This is a genomic window from Stutzerimonas nosocomialis, from assembly GCF_005876855.1.
GTDB classification, from domain to species: domain Bacteria; phylum Pseudomonadota; class Gammaproteobacteria; order Pseudomonadales; family Pseudomonadaceae; genus Stutzerimonas; species Stutzerimonas nosocomialis.
Genome location: NZ_QLAE01000012.1, coordinates 87,445 through 105,500 on the forward strand (window position 1 = coordinate 87,445; position 18,056 = coordinate 105,500).

Annotated in this window: 18 protein-coding genes; 10 read left to right on the plus strand and 8 right to left on the minus strand. The window is 64.8% G+C overall.

The window, feature by feature from the left end:
* Positions 1–3: 3 nt before the first annotated feature.
* Together DN824_RS09950 and dmeF are read right to left on the minus strand one after the other, a co-directional pair.
* Positions 4–1,395, minus strand: a complete 1,392-nt coding sequence (locus DN824_RS09950) for a PhoH family protein (RefSeq protein ID WP_138408246.1) — start codon at positions 1,393–1,395, stop codon at positions 4–6.
* A gap of 249 nt (positions 1,396–1,644) precedes the next feature.
* Positions 1,645–2,628: a CDF family Co(II)/Ni(II) efflux transporter DmeF gene (dmeF, locus tag DN824_RS09955; RefSeq protein ID WP_138408247.1), complete on the minus strand. Its 984-nt coding sequence runs from the start codon at positions 2,626–2,628 to the stop codon at positions 1,645–1,647.
* Positions 2,629–2,768: 140 nt separating this feature from the next.
* Between dmeF and yaaA the strand changes: the two genes are divergently transcribed.
* The 3 genes from yaaA (at position 2,769) to DN824_RS09970 (ending at position 6,208) form a co-directional block, all read left to right on the plus strand.
* The gene (yaaA, locus tag DN824_RS09960; protein ID WP_138408248.1) at positions 2,769–3,548 is read left to right on the plus strand and encodes a peroxide stress protein YaaA; all 780 of its coding nucleotides are present in this window, start codon (positions 2,769–2,771) and stop codon (positions 3,546–3,548) included.
* A gap of 745 nt (positions 3,549–4,293) precedes the next feature.
* Complete coding sequence (locus tag DN824_RS09965) at positions 4,294–5,739, plus strand: mannose-1-phosphate guanylyltransferase/mannose-6-phosphate isomerase (protein ID WP_138408249.1); 1,446 nt, start codon at positions 4,294–4,296, stop codon at positions 5,737–5,739.
* 253 nt (positions 5,740–5,992) lie between these two features.
* Entirely contained in the window at positions 5,993–6,208 is a 216-nt protein-coding gene (locus DN824_RS09970) for a hypothetical protein (protein ID WP_138408250.1), read from the plus strand.
* A 77-nt stretch (positions 6,209–6,285) separates the two neighbouring features.
* Here the strand turns inward: DN824_RS09970 and DN824_RS09975 are convergent, their stop codons facing one another.
* On the minus strand, positions 6,286–6,486 hold the full coding sequence (locus DN824_RS09975) for a hypothetical protein (RefSeq protein WP_138408251.1): 201 nt from the start codon (positions 6,484–6,486) through the stop codon (positions 6,286–6,288).
* A gap of 2 nt (positions 6,487–6,488) precedes the next feature.
* A complete protein-coding gene (gene purU / locus DN824_RS09980) occupies positions 6,489–7,340 on the minus strand; it encodes a formyltetrahydrofolate deformylase (protein WP_138408252.1) in 852 nt (283 codons plus the stop codon).
* A gap of 286 nt (positions 7,341–7,626) precedes the next feature.
* On the opposite strand from purU, the gene mvaT reads away from it, so the two are divergent.
* Complete coding sequence (gene mvaT / locus DN824_RS09985; protein WP_138408253.1) at positions 7,627–8,007, plus strand: histone-like nucleoid-structuring protein MvaT; 381 nt, start codon at positions 7,627–7,629, stop codon at positions 8,005–8,007.
* A 167-nt stretch (positions 8,008–8,174) separates the two neighbouring features.
* Here mvaT and sbcB read toward each other — a convergent pair whose 3' ends face one another.
* Positions 8,175–9,599, minus strand: coding sequence for an exodeoxyribonuclease I (sbcB, locus tag DN824_RS09990; protein ID WP_138408254.1), 1,425 nt, complete (start codon positions 9,597–9,599; stop codon positions 8,175–8,177).
* 215 nt (positions 9,600–9,814) lie between these two features.
* On the opposite strand from sbcB, the gene DN824_RS09995 reads away from it, so the two are divergent.
* From DN824_RS09995 to DN824_RS10020, 6 genes are read left to right on the plus strand one after another with little or no spacing between them, the layout of a single operon-like run.
* On the plus strand, positions 9,815–10,525 hold the full coding sequence (locus DN824_RS09995; protein ID WP_138408255.1) for an RDD family protein: 711 nt from the start codon (positions 9,815–9,817) through the stop codon (positions 10,523–10,525).
* Positions 10,522–11,502, plus strand: a complete 981-nt coding sequence (locus DN824_RS10000) for a stage II sporulation protein M (protein ID WP_138408256.1) — start codon at positions 10,522–10,524, stop codon at positions 11,500–11,502. Before DN824_RS09995 ends, DN824_RS10000 begins: the two co-directional genes overlap by 4 nt.
* Entirely contained in the window at positions 11,489–13,072 is a 1,584-nt protein-coding gene (locus DN824_RS10005) for a DUF4129 domain-containing protein (protein ID WP_138408257.1), read from the plus strand. Before DN824_RS10000 ends, DN824_RS10005 begins: the two co-directional genes overlap by 14 nt.
* Entirely contained in the window at positions 13,069–14,247 is a 1,179-nt protein-coding gene (locus tag DN824_RS10010) for a DUF4350 domain-containing protein (protein ID WP_138408258.1), read from the plus strand. Before DN824_RS10005 ends, DN824_RS10010 begins: the two co-directional genes overlap by 4 nt.
* A complete protein-coding gene (locus DN824_RS10015) occupies positions 14,244–15,260 on the plus strand; it encodes an AAA family ATPase (RefSeq protein ID WP_138408259.1) in 1,017 nt (338 codons plus the stop codon). The genes DN824_RS10010 and DN824_RS10015 overlap by 4 nt, the downstream gene beginning before the upstream one ends.
* Positions 15,261–15,276: 16 nt before the next feature.
* Positions 15,277–16,608: a DUF58 domain-containing protein gene (locus tag DN824_RS10020; protein WP_138408260.1), complete on the plus strand. Its 1,332-nt coding sequence runs from the start codon at positions 15,277–15,279 to the stop codon at positions 16,606–16,608.
* 13 nt (positions 16,609–16,621) lie between these two features.
* Here DN824_RS10020 and DN824_RS10025 read toward each other — a convergent pair whose 3' ends face one another.
* Genes DN824_RS10025 through DN824_RS10035 form a run of 3 tightly spaced genes read right to left on the minus strand, consistent with a single transcriptional unit; the run spans position 16,622 to position 17,948 of the window.
* Entirely contained in the window at positions 16,622–17,059 is a 438-nt protein-coding gene (locus DN824_RS10025; protein WP_138408261.1) for a PilZ domain-containing protein, read from the minus strand.
* A 54-nt stretch (positions 17,060–17,113) separates the two neighbouring features.
* Complete coding sequence (locus DN824_RS10030) at positions 17,114–17,539, minus strand: DUF4124 domain-containing protein (RefSeq protein ID WP_138408262.1); 426 nt, start codon at positions 17,537–17,539, stop codon at positions 17,114–17,116.
* A gap of 31 nt (positions 17,540–17,570) precedes the next feature.
* Positions 17,571–17,948, minus strand: coding sequence for a tetratricopeptide repeat protein (locus tag DN824_RS10035; protein ID WP_138408263.1), 378 nt, complete (start codon positions 17,946–17,948; stop codon positions 17,571–17,573).
* Between the last annotated feature and the right edge of the window lie 108 nt (positions 17,949–18,056).

Consider the following 18,056-nt stretch of genomic DNA (forward strand, 5'->3'; position numbering starts at 1 on the left):
TCGCTACATGTGGGCTTCGGCGTATTCGGCCAGCACCGAGCGAGGGACGCCCTGCAGGGTGATATGGACGCCGTGGGGAAAGTCCTTGAAACGTTCGGTCAGGTAGGTGAGCCCCGAACTGGTGGCGGACAGATAAGGCGTGTCGATCTGCGCCAGGTTGCCCAGGCACACGACCTTGGAGCCGCTACCGGCACGGGTGATGATGGTCTTCATCTGGTGCGGAGTCAGGTTCTGGCACTCGTCGATCAGGATCAGGCTCTGCTGGAAGCTGCGTCCGCGGATGTAGTTGAGCGATTTGAACTGCAGCGGCACCTTGCTGAGGATGTAATCGACGCTGCCATGGGTGCTCTCGTCCTCCATGTGCAGGGCCTCGAGATTGTCGGTGATGGCGCCGAGCCAGGGCTCCATCTTTTCCGCCTCGGTGCCGGGCAGGAAGCCGATGTCCTCGTCGAGCCCCTGGACGCTGCGCGTCGCGATGATCCGCCGGTAGCGCTTGCTCACCATGCTCTGCTCGATCGCCGCGGCCAGGGCCAGGATCGTCTTGCCCGAGCCGGCCGCCCCCGACAGATTGACCAGGTGGATGTCCGGATCGAGCAGCGCGAAAAGCGCCAGCGCCTGGTAGATGTCACGCGGCCGCAGCCCCCAGGCTTCCTGATGCAGCAAAGGCTCCTGATGAAGATCGAGAATCAGCAGCTCGTCGGCCTTGATGCCCTTCACCCAGCCGACGAAGCCCTGCTCGTCGAGGATGAACTCGTTCACGTGCACGGCGGGCAGGTTGTCGGTCAGCTGCACCCGGTGCCAGGTCCGGCCGTGGTCCTGGCGGGTCTCGACCTTGCTGACGCGGTCCCAGAAGGAGCCGCTCATGTCGTGGTAGCCGCGCGACAGCTGGCCGATGTCGTCCACCAGCTGGTCGGTGTGGTAATCCTCGGCGGCCACGCCGCAGGCCCGCGCCTTGAGGCGCATGTTGATGTCCTTGGTGACCAGCACCACCGGCGTGCCACCGCGGCGGGCCTTCAACTCGACCACCTGGTTGATGATCTTGTTGTCGTTGAGGTCTTCGGGGAGCCAGGTGACCGGCTCGGCGCGCTTGCTCATCAGAATGGACAGGCAACCGCACGGCCCGCTCGCGCCGCGCTGGATCGGCACCCCCATTTCCACTTCCTCGGGCGTCGCCTCGCCGAGCACCTTGTCGATCAGACGAATCGCCTGGCGGCATTCGGCGGCCACCGTGTGCTTGCCGGTCTTGAGCTGGTCCAGCTCCTCGAGAACGGTCATGGGTACCGCGACGTGGTGCTCCTGAAAGTTCAGCAACGCGTTGGGATCGTGAATCAGCACATTGGTGTCGAGCACGTAGAGCGTGGGCTGCGTAGCGCGGGGTCTGCCGTAATCATCCATACGCGGGTCACCTTTCTCGTCTGGCCGAGCGCGGAGCAGACGTCGCTCCGTCGCATACGAACCGCCATGCGCAAGGTGAGCGGACTTGGGGAGCCAGTGGGTTCGGAGCATCCCGAGGCCGCCACCTGTGTCGCAGGTTTCGGCGGTCTGGCTCTGGTAATACCGTAAAAATCATGACCGGCGAAAGGCTTTTTCGACCCGAGGGGGCTTTTTTTTCGGCACGACGAAATACGCTTGGCGCCCTCGCGCTCAGCGCGCTAGAGTCCCGAGTCCGGGCCCTGTGCAATCGCTCGAAAGCGCGCAGCGATTGACCTCCACGGTGGCGTGGACGACCTCGGCAAAGCCCTGCAACGCCGCCTTGTAATCGTCCGCCGAACGATCCCCGTGGGTGACGACACTGAGGATACAGCCGTACTGCGCCCGCCCCACCCGCCACAGGTGCAGGTCCACCACTTCGGTATCGGGCAGCTGCTCGAGCGCATGCCGAACCCTCGCCGCCAGCGGATCGTCCATTTCCCGATCGAGCAGCGCCTTGGCGGTCTCGAGCAGCAGGCCCTTGGCCCATACCCCGATCACCAGCGCGCCGAGCACGCCCATCAGCGGGTCCAGCCAGTTCCAGCCGTAATACTTCACCCCGAGCAAGGCGACGATCGCCGCCACCGAGGTCAGCCCATCGGTCAGCACATGCACGAAGGCGGCCTGACGGTTGAGGTCCTTGCCATGTCCGTGCCGGCGGCCCTCGCCATGATCTCCGTGAGCGTGGGCATGTCCGTGCTCATGGCGGTCACGCAGCAGCCACGCGGACCAGAGGTTGACCAGCAGACCGATCACCGCCACCCAGAGCGCCTCGTCGTAAGCGATCTGCGCAGGCGACCAGAACCGCCAGATCGATTCGCCGAGCATCAGCACCGCCACCACGACCAGCAGCAGGGCACTGGCAAACCCGGCCAGCACCTCGATCTTCCAGGTGCCGAAGGCAAAGCGGCGATCACCGGCATAGCGCCTGGCCAGCGCGTAGGCCAGTGCCGCCAGACCGATCGCCACCATGTGCGATGCCATGTGCCAGCCGTCGGCCAGCAACGCCATCGAGTTGAACAGGTAGCCCGCCCCGATCTCCAGGATCATCGTCGCTCCGGTCAGGGCCACCACGAGCCAGGCCTGGCGCTCGGATTGGCGCTCCAAGGGCCGGTAATCATGCGAAGGATGCCAGTGGGAGTGGTTGCAATCGGTCATCGGCGCTCTCCTCGTAACTCGACACAGCTTGCTCCTTGCCGCAGGGGGAAGGTCAAGCGCCGCGCCGGTCAATCGCGCCGATAGCTGGAGCCGCAAGACCCATCACGCCTAGAATCGGCACCATTTGATGGAGACCGCAGATGTTGATGGTGATATCCCCCGCCAAGACCCTCGATTACGAGACGCCCCCTGCCACCCGACGCCACACCCAACCGCAGCACCTGGAGCACGCCCAGGTGCTGATCGATGAGCTTCGCGAGCTTTCGCCCCAGGACATCGCCGAACTGATGCACCTGTCCGACAAGCTCGCGTCGCTCAACGTGGCGCGTTATGGCAGCTGGGACCGGCAGTTCACACCGGAGAACGCACGCCAGGCGATCCTGGCCTTCAAGGGCGACGTCTATACGGGACTGGCCGCCCAGGACTTCAGCGAAGAGGACTTCGACTTCGCGCAGAAGCACCTGCGCATGCTCTCGGGGCTCTATGGCGTCCTGCGTCCGCTGGACCTGATGCAGCCCTACCGGCTGGAGATGGGCACCAAGCTCTCCAACGTCCGCGGCAAGGATCTCTACGCCTTCTGGGGCGAACGCATCAGCGAATGGCTGAACGAAGCCCTGCGCGAACAGGGCGACGATGTCCTGCTCAACCTGGCGTCGAACGAATACTTCTCCGCCGTCAAACGAAAGGCGCTCGCCGCCCGCGTGATAGAGACCGAGTTTCGCGACCTGAAAAACGGCGACTACAAGATCATCAGCTTCTACGCCAAGAAGGCACGCGGCCTGATGGCCCGCCATGTGATCAAGCACCGGATACGTGACGTCGAGCAGCTCAAGACGTTCGACGACCAGGGCTACCGCTTCAGCGAAGAGCGCTCGACCGAGGACCGTCTGGTGTTCCTCCGTGACGAACCGGCGGACTGACCGCCTCCCCTTCCGTCTCCCTCCGGGGCGGTCGTTCTCGCCGCCCCGTCCCCCTCGCGAAACCCAGCCTGCTTTTGCATACCGGACGGCAACTGCCGCGACGCCGGAACGAGCGCGCGCGCCCCATGGCCTTTTGGCGCAAAAGCGAATGCCCGGGAACTATCCCGGGGCACCAGCATCATAAGCGCGTACCGACAATTCCAGATTGGAAAGGGACGTCGCACATGAATGTGCCCCGGGTCATCGAACAATCGTGTTTTACATTCCGAACCGAAGCGCGACAGGCATTGCCCGCTTCAGCCGCCGGCAGCGATCACGACGCGATCACCCCGCGGCTCCGGAATTTTGGGCACTCCGCTTGCGATGGCAAGTCGGCGTCTCGACGCTCGTTGGATACGACTGATCCTTTCGTGCGCGGACTATCCACGGCAAAGCAGTTCTTTGCCGGTCAGTCGAACTGTCGTGGCGAGGTACTGCGCTCGCCCTGTTCAGTGGATAGAACCAACAGGAGCACCGGCATCGGCCAGGTCGCTCACATCACCCCACTCGCCGGCAGGGCGAGAAGAAACATTGGCTGCCTGGGGCTCGCGCCTCGTCGGGCACGCCTTGGCTTTTCAGTCGTGGAACGCTACTCCGCGGCCCGTGGAACCTGATAGCTCAAAAAAGAGCGACGCATCAACGCGGCCTTGCGCTGCGCTAATCGGACAAGAAAAGACTTCAAACGAATCGATTCAGGAGAACACACATGATCCCGGTTATTCTTTCAGGTGGTAGCGGTTCCCGGCTTTGGCCTCTGTCCCGCAAACAGTTTCCGAAGCAGTTCCTGGCACTGACCGGCGAACAGAGCCTGTTCCAGCAGACCGTCGAGCGCCTCGCGTTCGAAGGCATGCAGCAACCCGTACTGGTGTGCAACAAGGAACACCGCTTCATCGTCAAGGAGCAGCTGCAGAACCGCAAGCTGTCGGTGCAGAGCCTGATGCTCGAGCCCTTCGGCCGCAACACCGCGCCGGCCATCGCCATCTCCGCCATGAAGCTCATCGAGCAGGGTCGCGACGAACTCCTGCTGGTCCTCCCCGCCGACCACGTCATCGAAGACCAGAAAGCCTTCCAGCGCTCGCTCGCCCTGGCCACCAACGCCGCCGAGCGTGGCAAGCTGGTGCTGTTCGGCATCCCGGCGACCCGCCCCGAGACCGGTTTCGGCTACATCAAGTGCGACCTTTCCGAGCGCGACGGCCTGCCCAACGGCGTCAATCGCGTCATGCAGTTCGTTGAAAAGCCCGACGAAGCGCGCGCCCAGCAGTTCGTCGAGTCGGGCGACTATTTCTGGAACAGCGGCATGTTCCTGTTCCGCGCCAGCGTCTTCCTCGACGAGCTCAAGCAGCACGATCCGGACATCTACGACACCTGCTGGGCCGCGCTCGAACGCAGCCTGCACAACGGTGAAGAAGTTCTCATCGACCCGGCCACCTTCGCCTGCTGCCCAGACAACTCGATCGACTACGCCGTGATGGAAAAGACCCAGCTGGCCTGCGTCGTACCGATGTCGGCAGGCTGGAGCGACGTCGGCTCCTGGTCCTCGATCTGGGACGTTCACGCCAAGGACGAGAACGGCAACGTGGTCAAGGGCGACGTCGTCGCAATGGACACCCATAACAGCCTGATCCACAGCAACGGCAAGCTGGTCACCGTGCTGGGCATGGACGACGTGGTCGTGGTGGAAACCAAGGACGCCCTGATGGTGGCGCACAAGGACAAGGTCCAGGACGTCAAGAAGCTGGTCAACGCCCTCGACGCCAAGGAACGTTCCGAGACCCACAACCACTGCGCCGTTTACCGCCCCTGGGGCTGGTACGACTCGGTGGACATGGGCGGTCGCTTCCAGGTCAAGCGGATCTGCGTCAACCCGGGCGCCAGCCTGTCGCTGCAGATGCACCACCACCGCGCCGAGCACTGGATCGTCGTATCCGGTACCGCGCAGGTCACCTGCAACGACAAGACCTTCCTGCTGACCGAGAACCAGTCCACCTACATTCCGGTGACCTCGGTTCACCGCCTGGCCAACCCGGGCAAGATCCCGCTGGAAATCATCGAAGTCCAGTCGGGCAGCTACCTCGGCGAGGACGACATCGAGCGCCTCGATGACGTGTACGGCCGCGCCGAAGGCGACGTCGAAGCCAATGTAGCCCGTTAAACGACGAGCTCCGAAAAGCCCCCTCCCGTAAGGCAGGGGGCTTTTTTATGGGCAGTCGAACGCGTGCAAGTGCATCGATGCCGCCATAATTCACGCCGTGCACCGGAGCACACTGCAGCAGCGACCTACTTCCTCTCTGCGTCGTCCCGGTCGTCGTGACAAACAGTTTTATCTTGAAACCCACAAACAATCTGCTTTCAATACGCCACCCTGCACAGAGCAGATCAACTCCTGAAAGAGCGAAAGACCGAACGTGACCAAAGATGAACTGCGCATCGAACTCGAACGCCAGGCGCAGCGATACAAGACTATCTATGGCGGAGAGATCACCACCTACGCCGCCCAAGTTGAGCCCGAACGCAAACCCTGGCGCAAGAAAGCCAGCGTCCAGGACCAGGCATTCAAGGAAGAACTGCAGAAACTGGAGCGGGAGAAACTGCAGAACGAGTCCGAAGACAAGTCCCTTTGAAGTGCACGGCTAATTGCACCGCATTGGCGCAGCGCACTGACCGTGGAAGTTGAACGGCACTCCTTCGCCGTCTGCCCTCAAGCGTCCTTCGACGGCGTCTTATCCGCCGAGTCCCGCTCTTCGGTGGCTTTTTCCTGCAAGCGTCGCCATAACTGCTCCGCCTCCGGAAACTCCGTGCCGTGATGCTCGCCGAGTTCTTCGGGATCATAACGACGAACACAGCCTTCACCGATAGTCGGTGGCGCCTTGCTCGTCGCTTTGTCCCAGGGAGTGCTCATGCTTAATTGAATACGACAGTTTTGTTGTCGTGTACGAGAACGCGGTCCTCGAGGTGATAACGCAGCCCGCGTGACAACACCATCTTTTCGACGTCCTTGCCCAACCGGACCATGTCTTCGATGCTGTCCCGGTGCGTCACTCGCACGACATCCTGCTCGATGATCGGCCCGGCATCCAATTCTTCGGTGACGTAGTGGCAGGTCGCGCCGATGAGTTTCACGCCTCTGAGCGAGGCCTGATGATAGGGCTTGGCACCCACGAACGACGGCAGGAAGCTGTGGTGGATGTTGATCACCTGCTGAGCGAACTGCTGGCACAGATCGGGCGGCAGGATCTGCATGTAACGCGCCAGCACGATCACGTCGGCCTCATGGGCCCGGACCAGACGCGATACTTCGGCAAAGGCCTCTTCCTTGCGCCCTGCCTCGACCGGAACGTGGAAATAGGGAATTCCGTGCCACTCGACCATGCTGCGCAGCGCGTCGTGGTTGGCGATCACGCAGGGGATATCGCAATCGAGTTCGCCGCTGTGCCAGCGATGCAGCAGGTCCGCCAGGCAATGGGATTCGCGGCTCGCCATCAGCACCACCCGCTTGCGCTGCTCCGAATCGCTGATGCGCCACTCCATCGAGAACTCCCGGGCGATGGGAGCAAAGGCCTGGCGGAATCCGTCCAGGTCGAAAGGCAATGAATCGGCACGGATTTCATGACGCATGAAGAACCAGCCACTCTGGCTGTCGGAATGATGACTCGCCTCGGTAATCCATCCGTTGTAGGTGGCGAGAAAATTACTGACCTTGGCGACGATGCCAACGCCATCCGGGCAGGCAATGACCAGCCTGAAAGTACGCATCTAAGGTAACTCCGCGGTTCGTGAGGCGCGCATTCTATCCCAAGGGGTAAAATCGCAGCCATCGCCGTTTCGCGCTAATGCCTCGGCATAAGCCAGCAAAACGGCACCTGTCGCGGCAAGACAAATCAATAAATAAGTTGTCCGAGACTCGTCGGCACCGGAAAAACGCCGCAACTTAAATCCGCAATACGACAACGGTAATTTACCAAGCTATATTTACTTGCCGCATTTGCGTGATTACCATTACGGACAACCTTAACCTTATCCTCATATCAGGGAAGCCCACATGTCGCTTATCAACGAATACCGCGCTACCGAAGAAGCCATCAAGGAACTTCAGGAGCGCCTGAAAAACATGTCGCAGGATGACAAGCTGCAAAAGGAACTTGAGTTCGAGGGCAAGCTGCGGGAGCTGATGGGCCAGTACCAGAAATCGCTGCGCGACATTATCGCCCTGCTCGATCCCGAGGCGAAGAACACTCGCACTAACAACCGCACTGCCAAGGCTCCAGCGCCAAGCAAGCGCGCTCGTCGCGTAAAGCAGTATAAGAACCCGCACTCCGGTGAAGTCATCGAAACCAAAGGCGGCAACCACAAGACCTTGAAAGAGTGGAAGGCCAAGTGGGGCGCAGATACCGTCGAAGGTTGGTCGACCCTGCTGGGCTGAGCAAGTAGCACAAATCTCGGAGCGCCAGCCGACTCACGGTCATGACCCATCGGTCATTTATCAGCTGAGCGGTTTGTGAACGCTCGAGGTCACCGCGACACCAAACGCCGGTTCTCCCGGTTATTCGAAAGAGCACTTTTGAATAACCGGGAGAACCGGCGTTTTACTTACAAACCGTAGCGAATGCGCAGCTGCTCGGCGTGCGCCTGCCATTGGCGCAGCAGGTTGGCCTGATCCGCGCTCGCCCCCTCCAGCAACTGACCGGCCTGCGCCTCGAAGCGCTCCAGGGTGTTCGGCGCGCCACACTCCGGCTCGCTCAAGCGTCGCCTGCAGAACGCCCACCACTGCTGCCTTTCTTCTGCACTCAGCGACTCCGGGAAGTTTCGCGCCCGGTAACGGAACAGCAGCTCCGCCAACCGCGGATCGGCGAAGCCCCATTGGCCTGCGAGTTCATGAGGCTGCGCATTGCGCACCCGTTCGCACAGCCTGCGGTCACGATCACCAATGAAACCGTCGTACAGCAGTTGTTCGGTATCGTCGGGGCCGGGCACGGGGTCTTCCCGGTAGATTTCCTCGAGCCTGTCCTGCCAGTCCGGCTGATGCGCACGCAGCGACTCGGCGTTGCGATGGCAGCCATCGACATCCAATTCCAGCCGCTGGATGTCTTCCTGGCGCAGCACGCCCATGGGCGCGATCACCGGGCAGCGATTCACATGGATCAGTTTCAGCGGTACCGGCAGCTCGTCCCCCAGTTCATCGCGGCGGGTATAGAGCCGCTTGCGCAAGGTCTGGGCCGACTCGCGCCACAGCGGCGAGGGGTCGGCCTGCAGATCGCAGACGATCAGCGCATTGCGGTTGACCGGATGCCAGGCGAGCGGCAGCACGACGGAGAGGAAATGCCGCGCCGCCGAAAAGCGCCCGGACACATGCACGAAGGGTTTGAGCAGCTGGATCTGCTCGAGTACCTGCTGCTTGCGCCTGAGCCGATACAGGTAGTCGTACAGGCGCGGTTGCCGGTCACGGACCAGGCGAGCCAGCGCGATGGTCGCGCGCACGTCGGACAAGGCATCGTGCGCCTGCAGGTGCTCCAGGCCATTGGCCACGCTCAGGCGCTCCAGCTTCAGACTCACCCGGCCGTCGTCTTGCGGCCAGACCAGCCCCTCCGGGCGCAGGGCATAGGCGGCCCTCACCAGATCGATGAGGTCCCAGCGGCTGTTGCCGCCCTGCCACTCCCGGGCATAGGGGTCGAAGAAGGTGCGGTACAGGCCATGGCGCGTGACTTCATCGTCGAAGCGGATGCTGTTGTAGCCGGCGGTACAGGTACCCGGCTGCGCCAGTTCGGCGTGCAGACGCGTCATGAAGTGCGCCTCGCACAGCCCCTGGCGCTCGAGCGTCGCCGGGGTGATGCCGGTCACCAGGCAGGCGGCGGGATGGGGCAGGATGTCGTCGCTCGGCCGACAGTACAGATTCAGGGGCTCGCCGACCTCCTCCAGCGCCTCGTTGGTACGTATGCCGGCGACCTGCAGCGGGCGGTCGCAGCGCGGCGAAATGCCGGTGGTTTCGTAGTCGTACCAGAAGATAGTCGGCGTCACGTGATCGATCCTTCCATGCGTTGCCGCGAGTCTACCCCAGCCGCGGACACCGACGACGCCGACTTCCACCGGTGCCGAACGCGTCACCGGCCCATTGCGCCGCCCAGCCCGGCGGCGACATCCTGCAAGCGGCCTTTGGCCAGTCTTCAATTGATTCCCGCCGCGGTGCCGCATAGCATCTGGCTTTGCTCGACGCCGCCGAACGAGTCCACTCTTTGTCACCCGCCAGTTCTTCCCTTCCAGCGCCACTGGACAACAGCCACAGGATCGAGACACCCGAAGGGATCGATCTGGTGCTGCGCCCCGCCGGGCTGGTTCCTCGCGCGCTCGCCTTCGCCCTGGATCTGGCCATACGGGGTGCGATCCTCGGCGTCCTCGCCCTGCTGCTGACCCTGATGGGGAAGTTCGGCATGGGGCTCGGCGCCATCATGCTGTTCCTCGTGCAATGGTGGTACATGGTGCTGTTCGAAGTCCTGAACCAGGGCCGCACGCCCGGCAAGCAGTGGATGGGGCTGCGCGTGGTGCACGACGACGGCACGCCCGTCGGCTGGCCCGCCTCCCTGACGCGCAATCTGCTGCGCTTCGTCGATCTGCTGCCCTTCGGCTATTTCCTCGGTGCCCTCAGTTGCCTGGCGCACCCGTCCTTCAAACGCCTCGGCGACCTGGCGGCCGGAACCCTGGTGGTGTACCGCGAGCAGCCGCCGAGCCGGCCACCACTGCCGGAGATCGAGGCCATGCACACCCCCGTCCCCCTGTCGATCGATGAGCAGCGCGTGCTGATGAGCTACGCCGAGCGCCAGGCCGGGCTGTCCGCCCCCAGGCGCCAGGAGCTGGCAGCGATACTGGCCGGGCCCCTGCAGGTGGCGCCGGAACAGAGCGAAGCGCGCATCCAGGCGATCGCCCGCGGCTTGCTGGGCCCGACATGAAACAGAGTCTGTTCGAAGCCCGTCATCAGCAGGAGTGGCAGCGCTTTTCGGCGCAGCTCGAACTGCTCGAGCGCGGCCGCAAGCCCAGCCAGCCGGTGGATGACTTCCCCGCCGCCTACCGTCGCATCTGCCAGCACCTGGCACTGGCCGAATCGCGCGGCTACAGCAGCTACCTGATCGACCAACTCAGGCAGCTGGCGATGCGCGGGCACCAGCAGTTCTACCGTCACCGAAGCCATTTATTGGCAGACCTGCTCGGATTCGTCCTGAGTGGATTCCCGCGCCTGGTACGCCACGAGTGGCGCGCACTGCTGGCCGCCAGCCTGCTGTTCTACGGCAGCCTGGTGCTGATGGGCGTGCTGGTCTATCTCTTCCCCGACCTGGTGTACAGCCTGATGGGCGCCGACCAGGTGAGCCAGATGGAATCGATGTACGACCCGGATGCGAGCCGTCTCGGCCGTTTTTCCGAGCGGGGCTCGGGCGATGACTGGCTGATGTTCGGCTACTACATCATGAACAACATCGGCATCGCCTTTCAGACCTTCGCCAGCGGCCTGCTTTTCGGCATCGGCACGCTGTTCTTCCTGCTGTTCAACGGCCTCACCATCGGCGCGATCGCCGGACACCTGACCGAAATCGGCTATCACCAGCCCTTCTGGTCGTTCGTGATCGGCCATGGCGCGTTCGAGCTGACCGCCATCACCCTCGCCGGAGCGGCGGGGTTGAAGCTGGGCTGGGCGCTGATCGCGCCGGGGCGACACAGCCGGGGCGAGGCCCTGCGCATGGCGGCGAAACGGGCCATCGGGCTCATCGCCGGCGCGGTGGTCCTTCTTCTCATCGCCGCCTTCGTCGAGGCCTACTGGTCGTCGATGACCTATACCTCGACGACCATCAAATACCTGGTCGGCGCGGCCCTCTGGGCACTGGTCGGGCTCTACCTGTCGCTGGCCGGCCGGAGCTCGCATGCGCCTGAGTGATGCGACCATGGCGATCCGCCCGCGTAGCACCTGGGAGGCGCTCGACCTCGGCACCCTGCTGGCACGGCGGCACGCCCCGCTCCTGATGCTCAGCTGGGCGTTGCTGACCCTGCCGGTGTTCACGGCGCTCAGCCTGCTGTTCTGGCAATACCCGGGGGTCGCGTTCGTGCTGTTCTGGTGGCTCAAGCCGCTCTACGAGCGCCTGCCGCTGCTGATCCTTTCCCGTGCCCTGTTCGGCGACACGCCGACGCTCAGGCAAAGCCTCGCGGCCCTGCCGTCCGCCCTGCGCAGCCAGTGGCTGGCCAGCATCACCTGGCGCCGCTTCAGCACGACCCGCAGCTTCGACCTACCGGTCATCCAGCTCGAGGGGCTGTCCGGCCGGGCCAGGCGTCAGCGTCTCGCCGTGCTGGCCCAGCAGGGCAGCGGCACCGCCACCTGGCTGACCATCGTCGGCATGCACCTGGAGACCGCCCTCTGGCTGGGCCTGCTCGCGGCGCTCTATGTCATGCTGCCCGCCCAGCTGATGGACAACTGGAGCTGGAGCGACCTGCTCGGCGACGATCAGCAATGGCTCTGGCTCGAGCACCTGAGCAACCTGCTGTACGTGCTGGTGCTCGTCGTCTGGGAGCCGATCTACGTGGCCTGCGGCTTCAGCCTCTACCTCAATCGACGCACTATTCTGGAAGGCTGGGACATCGAACTGGGCTTCAGACGCCTGCAGCGGCGCCTGGCCGGGGTGGTACCGGCGTTGCTGATCGCGATCGGCCTGTGGACTGCCCTGCCGACGGGAGAGGCCCTCGCGCAACAACCGGCCGCCACCCAAGACGCCGAGCTCGCCAGCGAGGAGAGCCCGAAAGCCGAGCGCCTGCTCAGCCAGCCGCTGACCAGCAAGGCCGCCAGCGAGCAGATCCAGAAGATCCTCGACAACCCGCCCTTCGAGCACCGGGAGACCGTTACGCGCTGGCGGTTCGGCGACCCGGCGCAGGACGCGGACGGCAGGGACAGCGGCAAGGGCCTGCTCGACGCCTTCTCCCGCCTGGCCGACCTGTGGAAGAGCCTGGACGTCGTCGCCCAGGTCCTCGAAGCGGTGCTCTGGGCCGCCGTGATCGCCGGCTTCTTCCTGCTCTGCTGGCGGTATCGCACCTGGCTGCAGGTATTCGGCTCACGCCTGGGCCTGGCTCAACGCCCGCCGCCGGAAACGCCCACGCAACGCTTCGGCCTGGAACTCGCCCCCAAAAGCCTGCCCACGGATGTCGCCGGCGAGGCCGAACGCCTGTGGGCCGAGAACCCGCGCGAGGCCCTTGGCCTGCTCTATCGCGCACTGCTCAGCCACCTGGTGCAGGTCCATCGCCTGCCGCTGAAAGACGCCGATACCGAAGGCGAGGTGATCGCCCGGATACGAGCGCTGGAGCAACCGCCGCTGCATGATTTCGCCCGGCTATTGACCCTGCACTGGCAGAACGCGGCGTACGGCCATCACATGCCCGCCGCCTCGGTCAGGGACCAGCTGTGCGGCACCTGGCGCGACCTGTTCGGAACAAGCCATGCGACGCGGGATAGCGCGCCATGACCGTGCGGATCAAGCTGACACTCGCGCTGGCGGCCGCCGTGCTGGTGGCCCTGCTGGGTTACTACCTGCAAGGGCGGCTGCAGCCCTACGAGGAGATCATCGAGCACGGCCCGGCGCCCGAGGCCAGGGCCAACCCCTATCTCGCCGCCGAAGCCTTTCTGCGTGAACGGGGCATAGCCACCCGGCGCAATGACGACCTGGAAGCCGTCCGGGGCCTGACCGGCCCCGGCAACACCCTGTTGCTGCTCGGCGACCGCAGCCGCATGAGCCCGCGTCAGTCGCGCCAACTGCTCGAATGGGCCGCAAGCGGCGGTCACCTGGTCTTCGTCGCCGAGCGCCTGTGGGACGAAGACGACGGCAGGAGCGGCGACCTGTTGCTCGACAGCCTGGAGCTCGAGCAGTACGAGACCGATGAACTGTCAGCCGAAGATGCCGGCAAGGTGGACGACCCCGAGGCTGCCGAGCCCTATCCCGAACTGACCAAGCTGTATCTGGAGAACGAACAGGCGCCCGCCTACGTCGCCTTCGACACCGCCTATCACCTCTACGACGCCGGCAATCGCGCACATGCCTGGGCCAACAGCGCCGCGGCCACCCACATGCTTCAGTTGCAGCATGGCGATGGCCTGGTGACGGTGCTGACCGACGCCTGGATCTGGCAGAACCGCAAGATCGGCCAGTACGACCATGCCTGGCTGCTCTGGTACCTGACCCAGGACAGCGCCGTGACCCTGATCTACCGTGCCGATCACGAGAGTCTCGCCCGGCTGCTGCTCGAGCATTTCCCGGAGGCACTGACAGCCCTGCTGCTGATGCTCGCCCTGCTGCTCTGGCATCACGCGCAGCGCCAGGGCCCGATCCAGATTCCGCCGAGCCCCGCACGCCGCCAGTTGCAGGAGCACCTTCGCGGGACCGCGGACTTCCTGCTGCGCCGCAGCGGGCCGCAGCGTCTGCTGCTGGGTCTGCAAAAGGATATCCAGCGACGCGCGCGCCACCGACACCCCGGTTTCGAACGCCTCCCGGTCGCCGAACAATGGCAGGTGCTCGGCCGGCTGAGCAGGCTGCCGGTCAACGCCATCAGCCAGGCGATGCGGCCGCTGCCCGCCGAACGTATCCGCCCCCTCGACTTCACCCGCCAGGTCGCCCACCTGCAAAACCTCAGGAATGCCCTATGAGCGAACAGACACCCGAACCGACCGCCAGTACACCGCCGGCGGCGACGCCCAGTAGCCAGCGTGCACGCGCCAGCCAGCTCGCCCAGGTTCTCGAGCAGGAGCTGCACAAGGCCCTGATCGGTCAGAACGAAGTCGTCGAAGGCGTACTCACCGCGCTCATCGCCGGTGGCCACGTGCTCATCGAAGGGGTACCGGGCCTCGGCAAGACACTGCTCATCCGCGCCTTGGCGCGCTGTTTCGGCGGCGAGTTCGCGCGCATCCAGTTCACCCCCGACCTGATGCCCAGCGATGTCACCGGCCATGCGGTCTATGACCTGCAGAGCGAGCAGTTCAAGCTGCGCAAGGGGCCGGCATTCACCAACCTGCTGCTCGCGGACGAGATCAACCGGGCGCCGGCGAAGACGCAGGCCGCCCTGCTGGAAGTCATGCAGGAGCGCCAGATCACCCTCGAAGGACGTGCCCTGGCCGTTCCGCAACCCTTCCTGGTGATGGCCACGCAGAACCCCATCGAGCAGGAAGGGACCTATCCGCTGCCCGAGGCCGAGCTCGACCGCTTCATGCTGATGCTGCGCATGGACTACCCGCAGGCCGACGAAGAGATGACCCTGGTCCGCCAGGTGACGCGCTCGGCCAAGGGCGACATGCTGGAGGTCACCCCGCTGCGCAGCCTGTTGCAGGCCCGCGACGTCCTCGCGCTGCAGAAGATCGCCGCCGACCTGCCCATCGACGAGCAGGTGCTCGAATATGCCGTGCGCCTGGCGAGGGCCACCCGCTCCTGGCCCGGGCTCACCCTCGGCGCAGGCCCGCGGGCATCCATCGCGCTGGTGCGCGGCGGGCGGGCCCGGGCCCTGCTGCGCGGCGGCGAGTTCGTCACGCCGGACGACATCAAGGCCTGCGCCCTGCCCGTGCTGCGCCATCGCGTGCGGCTGTCGCCGGAGCTGGATATCGAGGGGCTCTCGACCGACCAGGTGCTGCGCCAGCTGCTCGACCAGATTCCGGCGCCTCGCCTGTGATCCGGACGCCAGCGCGATGAATCCCACCCGCCGGCTGATCCTCCTGACGGCCGCTCTGCTGCTGCTCGCCGTTCTGCTCGGCGCATTGCCCGCCCTCGGCGTCGCCCTGCCCGGGGTGCTGGACAGCCTGTGGTGGGGTCTGCTGCTCGCGACGCTGGCCGTTGCCGCGCTCGACGCGCTCCGGTTGCGTCGCTTGCCGACGCCCGAACCGACGCGAAGCCTGGCAGGCAACCTGCCGCTCGGTCGCAGCAGCGAGGTGCGCCTGGCGTTCCAGCATCGCTTCGCGCAACCGATCACCCTCGAGGTGTTCGATCATGCACCGTCGGGGATGGCGGTCGAAGGGCTGCCGCAGCGGATCACGCTGCGACCCGGAGAACGCGGGGAACTCGGCTACTTCCTCCGCCCTGCCGCCCGGGGTCATTTCTCTTTCCAGACCTGCGAGATCCGCCTGCCGAGCCCACTGGGCCTCTGGCGGATGCGGCGGCTCCTTGCGCTGCCCGCCCAGACGCGGGTCTACCCCGATTTCGCCAGGCTGCACGGTGCGCAACTCACTGCGGTGGACAACTGGCTCAGCCAGCTCGGCGTCCGGCAGCAGCCTCGCCGCGGCCTCGGGATGGAATTCCATCAACTGCGCGAATTCCGCGACGGTGACACGCTCCGTCAGATCGACTGGAAGGCCACGGCGCGCAAACGCACGCCGATCGCCCGCGAATACCAGGACGAACGCGATCAGCAGATCCTGTTCATGCTCGATGGCGGCCGCAGGATGCGCAGCCAGGACGCCGAGCGCTCGCATTTCGACCACGCCCTCGATGCCTGCCTGCTGCTCAGCCACGTCGCCCTGCGCCAGGGGGATGCGGTTGGCATTTCGGCCTTCGCCACGCAGCAGCCGCGCTTCGTCGCCCCGGCCAAGGGGGCGGCGCACCTGAGCACACTGCTCAATGCTCTGTACGACCTGCACAGCAGCACGCTCGCGTCGGACTTCGCCACCGCCGTGGACGATGTACTGGCGCGCCAGCGCCGACGCGCCCTCGTGATACTGCTGAGCAATCTCAGGGACGACGACGATGCACACCTGCTGACCGCGGTGCGCCGCCTGTCCCGCCAGCATCGCGTACTGGTGGTCAGCCTGAGGGAAGAGGTGCTCGATCGGCTGCGCCACACGCCGGTCGAGGGATACGATCAGGCGCTCGCCTATTGCGGCACGGTCGACTACCTCAATGCACGCAACGCCCTGCACGAGCGGCTGACGGCCCATGGCGTACCGGTTCTGGACGTCCGCCCTGCCGAGCTTGGACCCGAGATCGTCGCCCGCTACCTGGCCTGGAAGAAGGCCGGCACGCTCTGAACCTTGCCGGCGCTCAACGCGCCGGGTCGGAGCCGACCCGATCGGTTTCCATGTAGCCGTCGCCCTCGCGCCACGCCGGGCTCGGCGAACCGCTGCCGCTCGGCACGAATGGCTGGAAACTGAAGTAATGCCGCAGCGCGTTGATCATGCCGACGAATTCGGCCGACGGCGCGATCAGGGCGAAGCCCGAGTCGAAGCTGCCCGGCGTCACGTCTTCGTGCGTCCATTGGCAGGTCGCGGAAAAGTCCACGTAGCGAAGGCGCCCACCCTGGCCGGGGATTTTCAGGCGCATGTCGAATCGCGCGTTGACCAGCATGGGATAGGGGCTGATGAGCATCAGCCCCTTCTCCGACAGGTTGCCGATGAACCCCATCGGCTTGTCGGTGATACGGTTGAAAACCTTGAGGTAATAGGGCAACTGGTGTCGTTCGATACGCCGTTGGTTGAGCATGTCAGACCTCCCCCACCTGCTGCCAGTATGGCTGCTGCATTGCTTTACGGCCAGTCAGCCGCCGCAGTCCCGGCTGATCCTGCCTGCCAAATAGTGCCGCGCAGACTCGACCTGAGTCTCGCTGTAGTACTGCCGCTCGCCCCGCTCGTCGGTGCGGAAGAAACGTCCGCCATCGGCCAGCTGCGCAAGCTCGTGGCGAAGACGTCGACAATGCTCGTCACGCTCGGCCCGAGCCCTCTGCGCCTTCTCCCCGGCGGCCTGCTGTTCCTGCCGACGGGCCTCGAACAGACGCTCGGTCCGCTGCAGCCGCTCCTGCACCGCCTCGTCCCGCTCCATGACCTGTGGCCTGACCTCTACCCGCTCGGCGCCGGCCGGCGGCGTCTGGCCGAACTGCACGCGTCCCTGTGCGTCGGTCCAGCGGTAGATCTGCGCCGATGCCACCAGCGGAAACGCCAACGCCATCCACAACAACGCTCGCACAGACCTCTCCCTGGTTTGGACCGCGAGCAACCTAAGGCTTGACCGGAAGGGTCTTCGCCGTCTCGCTTGGCTGATAATGCCCCAACTGTCGCAACGTCTCCAGCCTGGCGCGCGAGCGGAACGCGTACTCGCTGGCCGGATAACGGCTAATGATGAACTGGTATGTCTGCGCCGCATCGACGAACAGGCCCTGCCGCTCCAGGCACTGGCCACGCAACAGCGATATTTCCGGCTGCACGTAGCTGCGCGCCCGGCTGCGGCGCTCGGCCTGGGACAGCGAGAGCATCGTCTTGTCGCAATCGCCCCGCTCGTAATACTGGTAGGCCTCGTCCAAGTGCCGGTCGAGGGAACTCCGGGTGCTGCAGCCGGTGGCCAGAACGGCCAGGGTAATCAGAATGAAAGTGCGCATGGGGATCCTCCGTTGAGGACGTTATCGACCGGCCGGACGGAATCTCCAGCCGCCTCTGCCCGGCGGCGGCCATGCCAAAGGTGCCCTGCAAAGAGTAGTGCCGCGCAA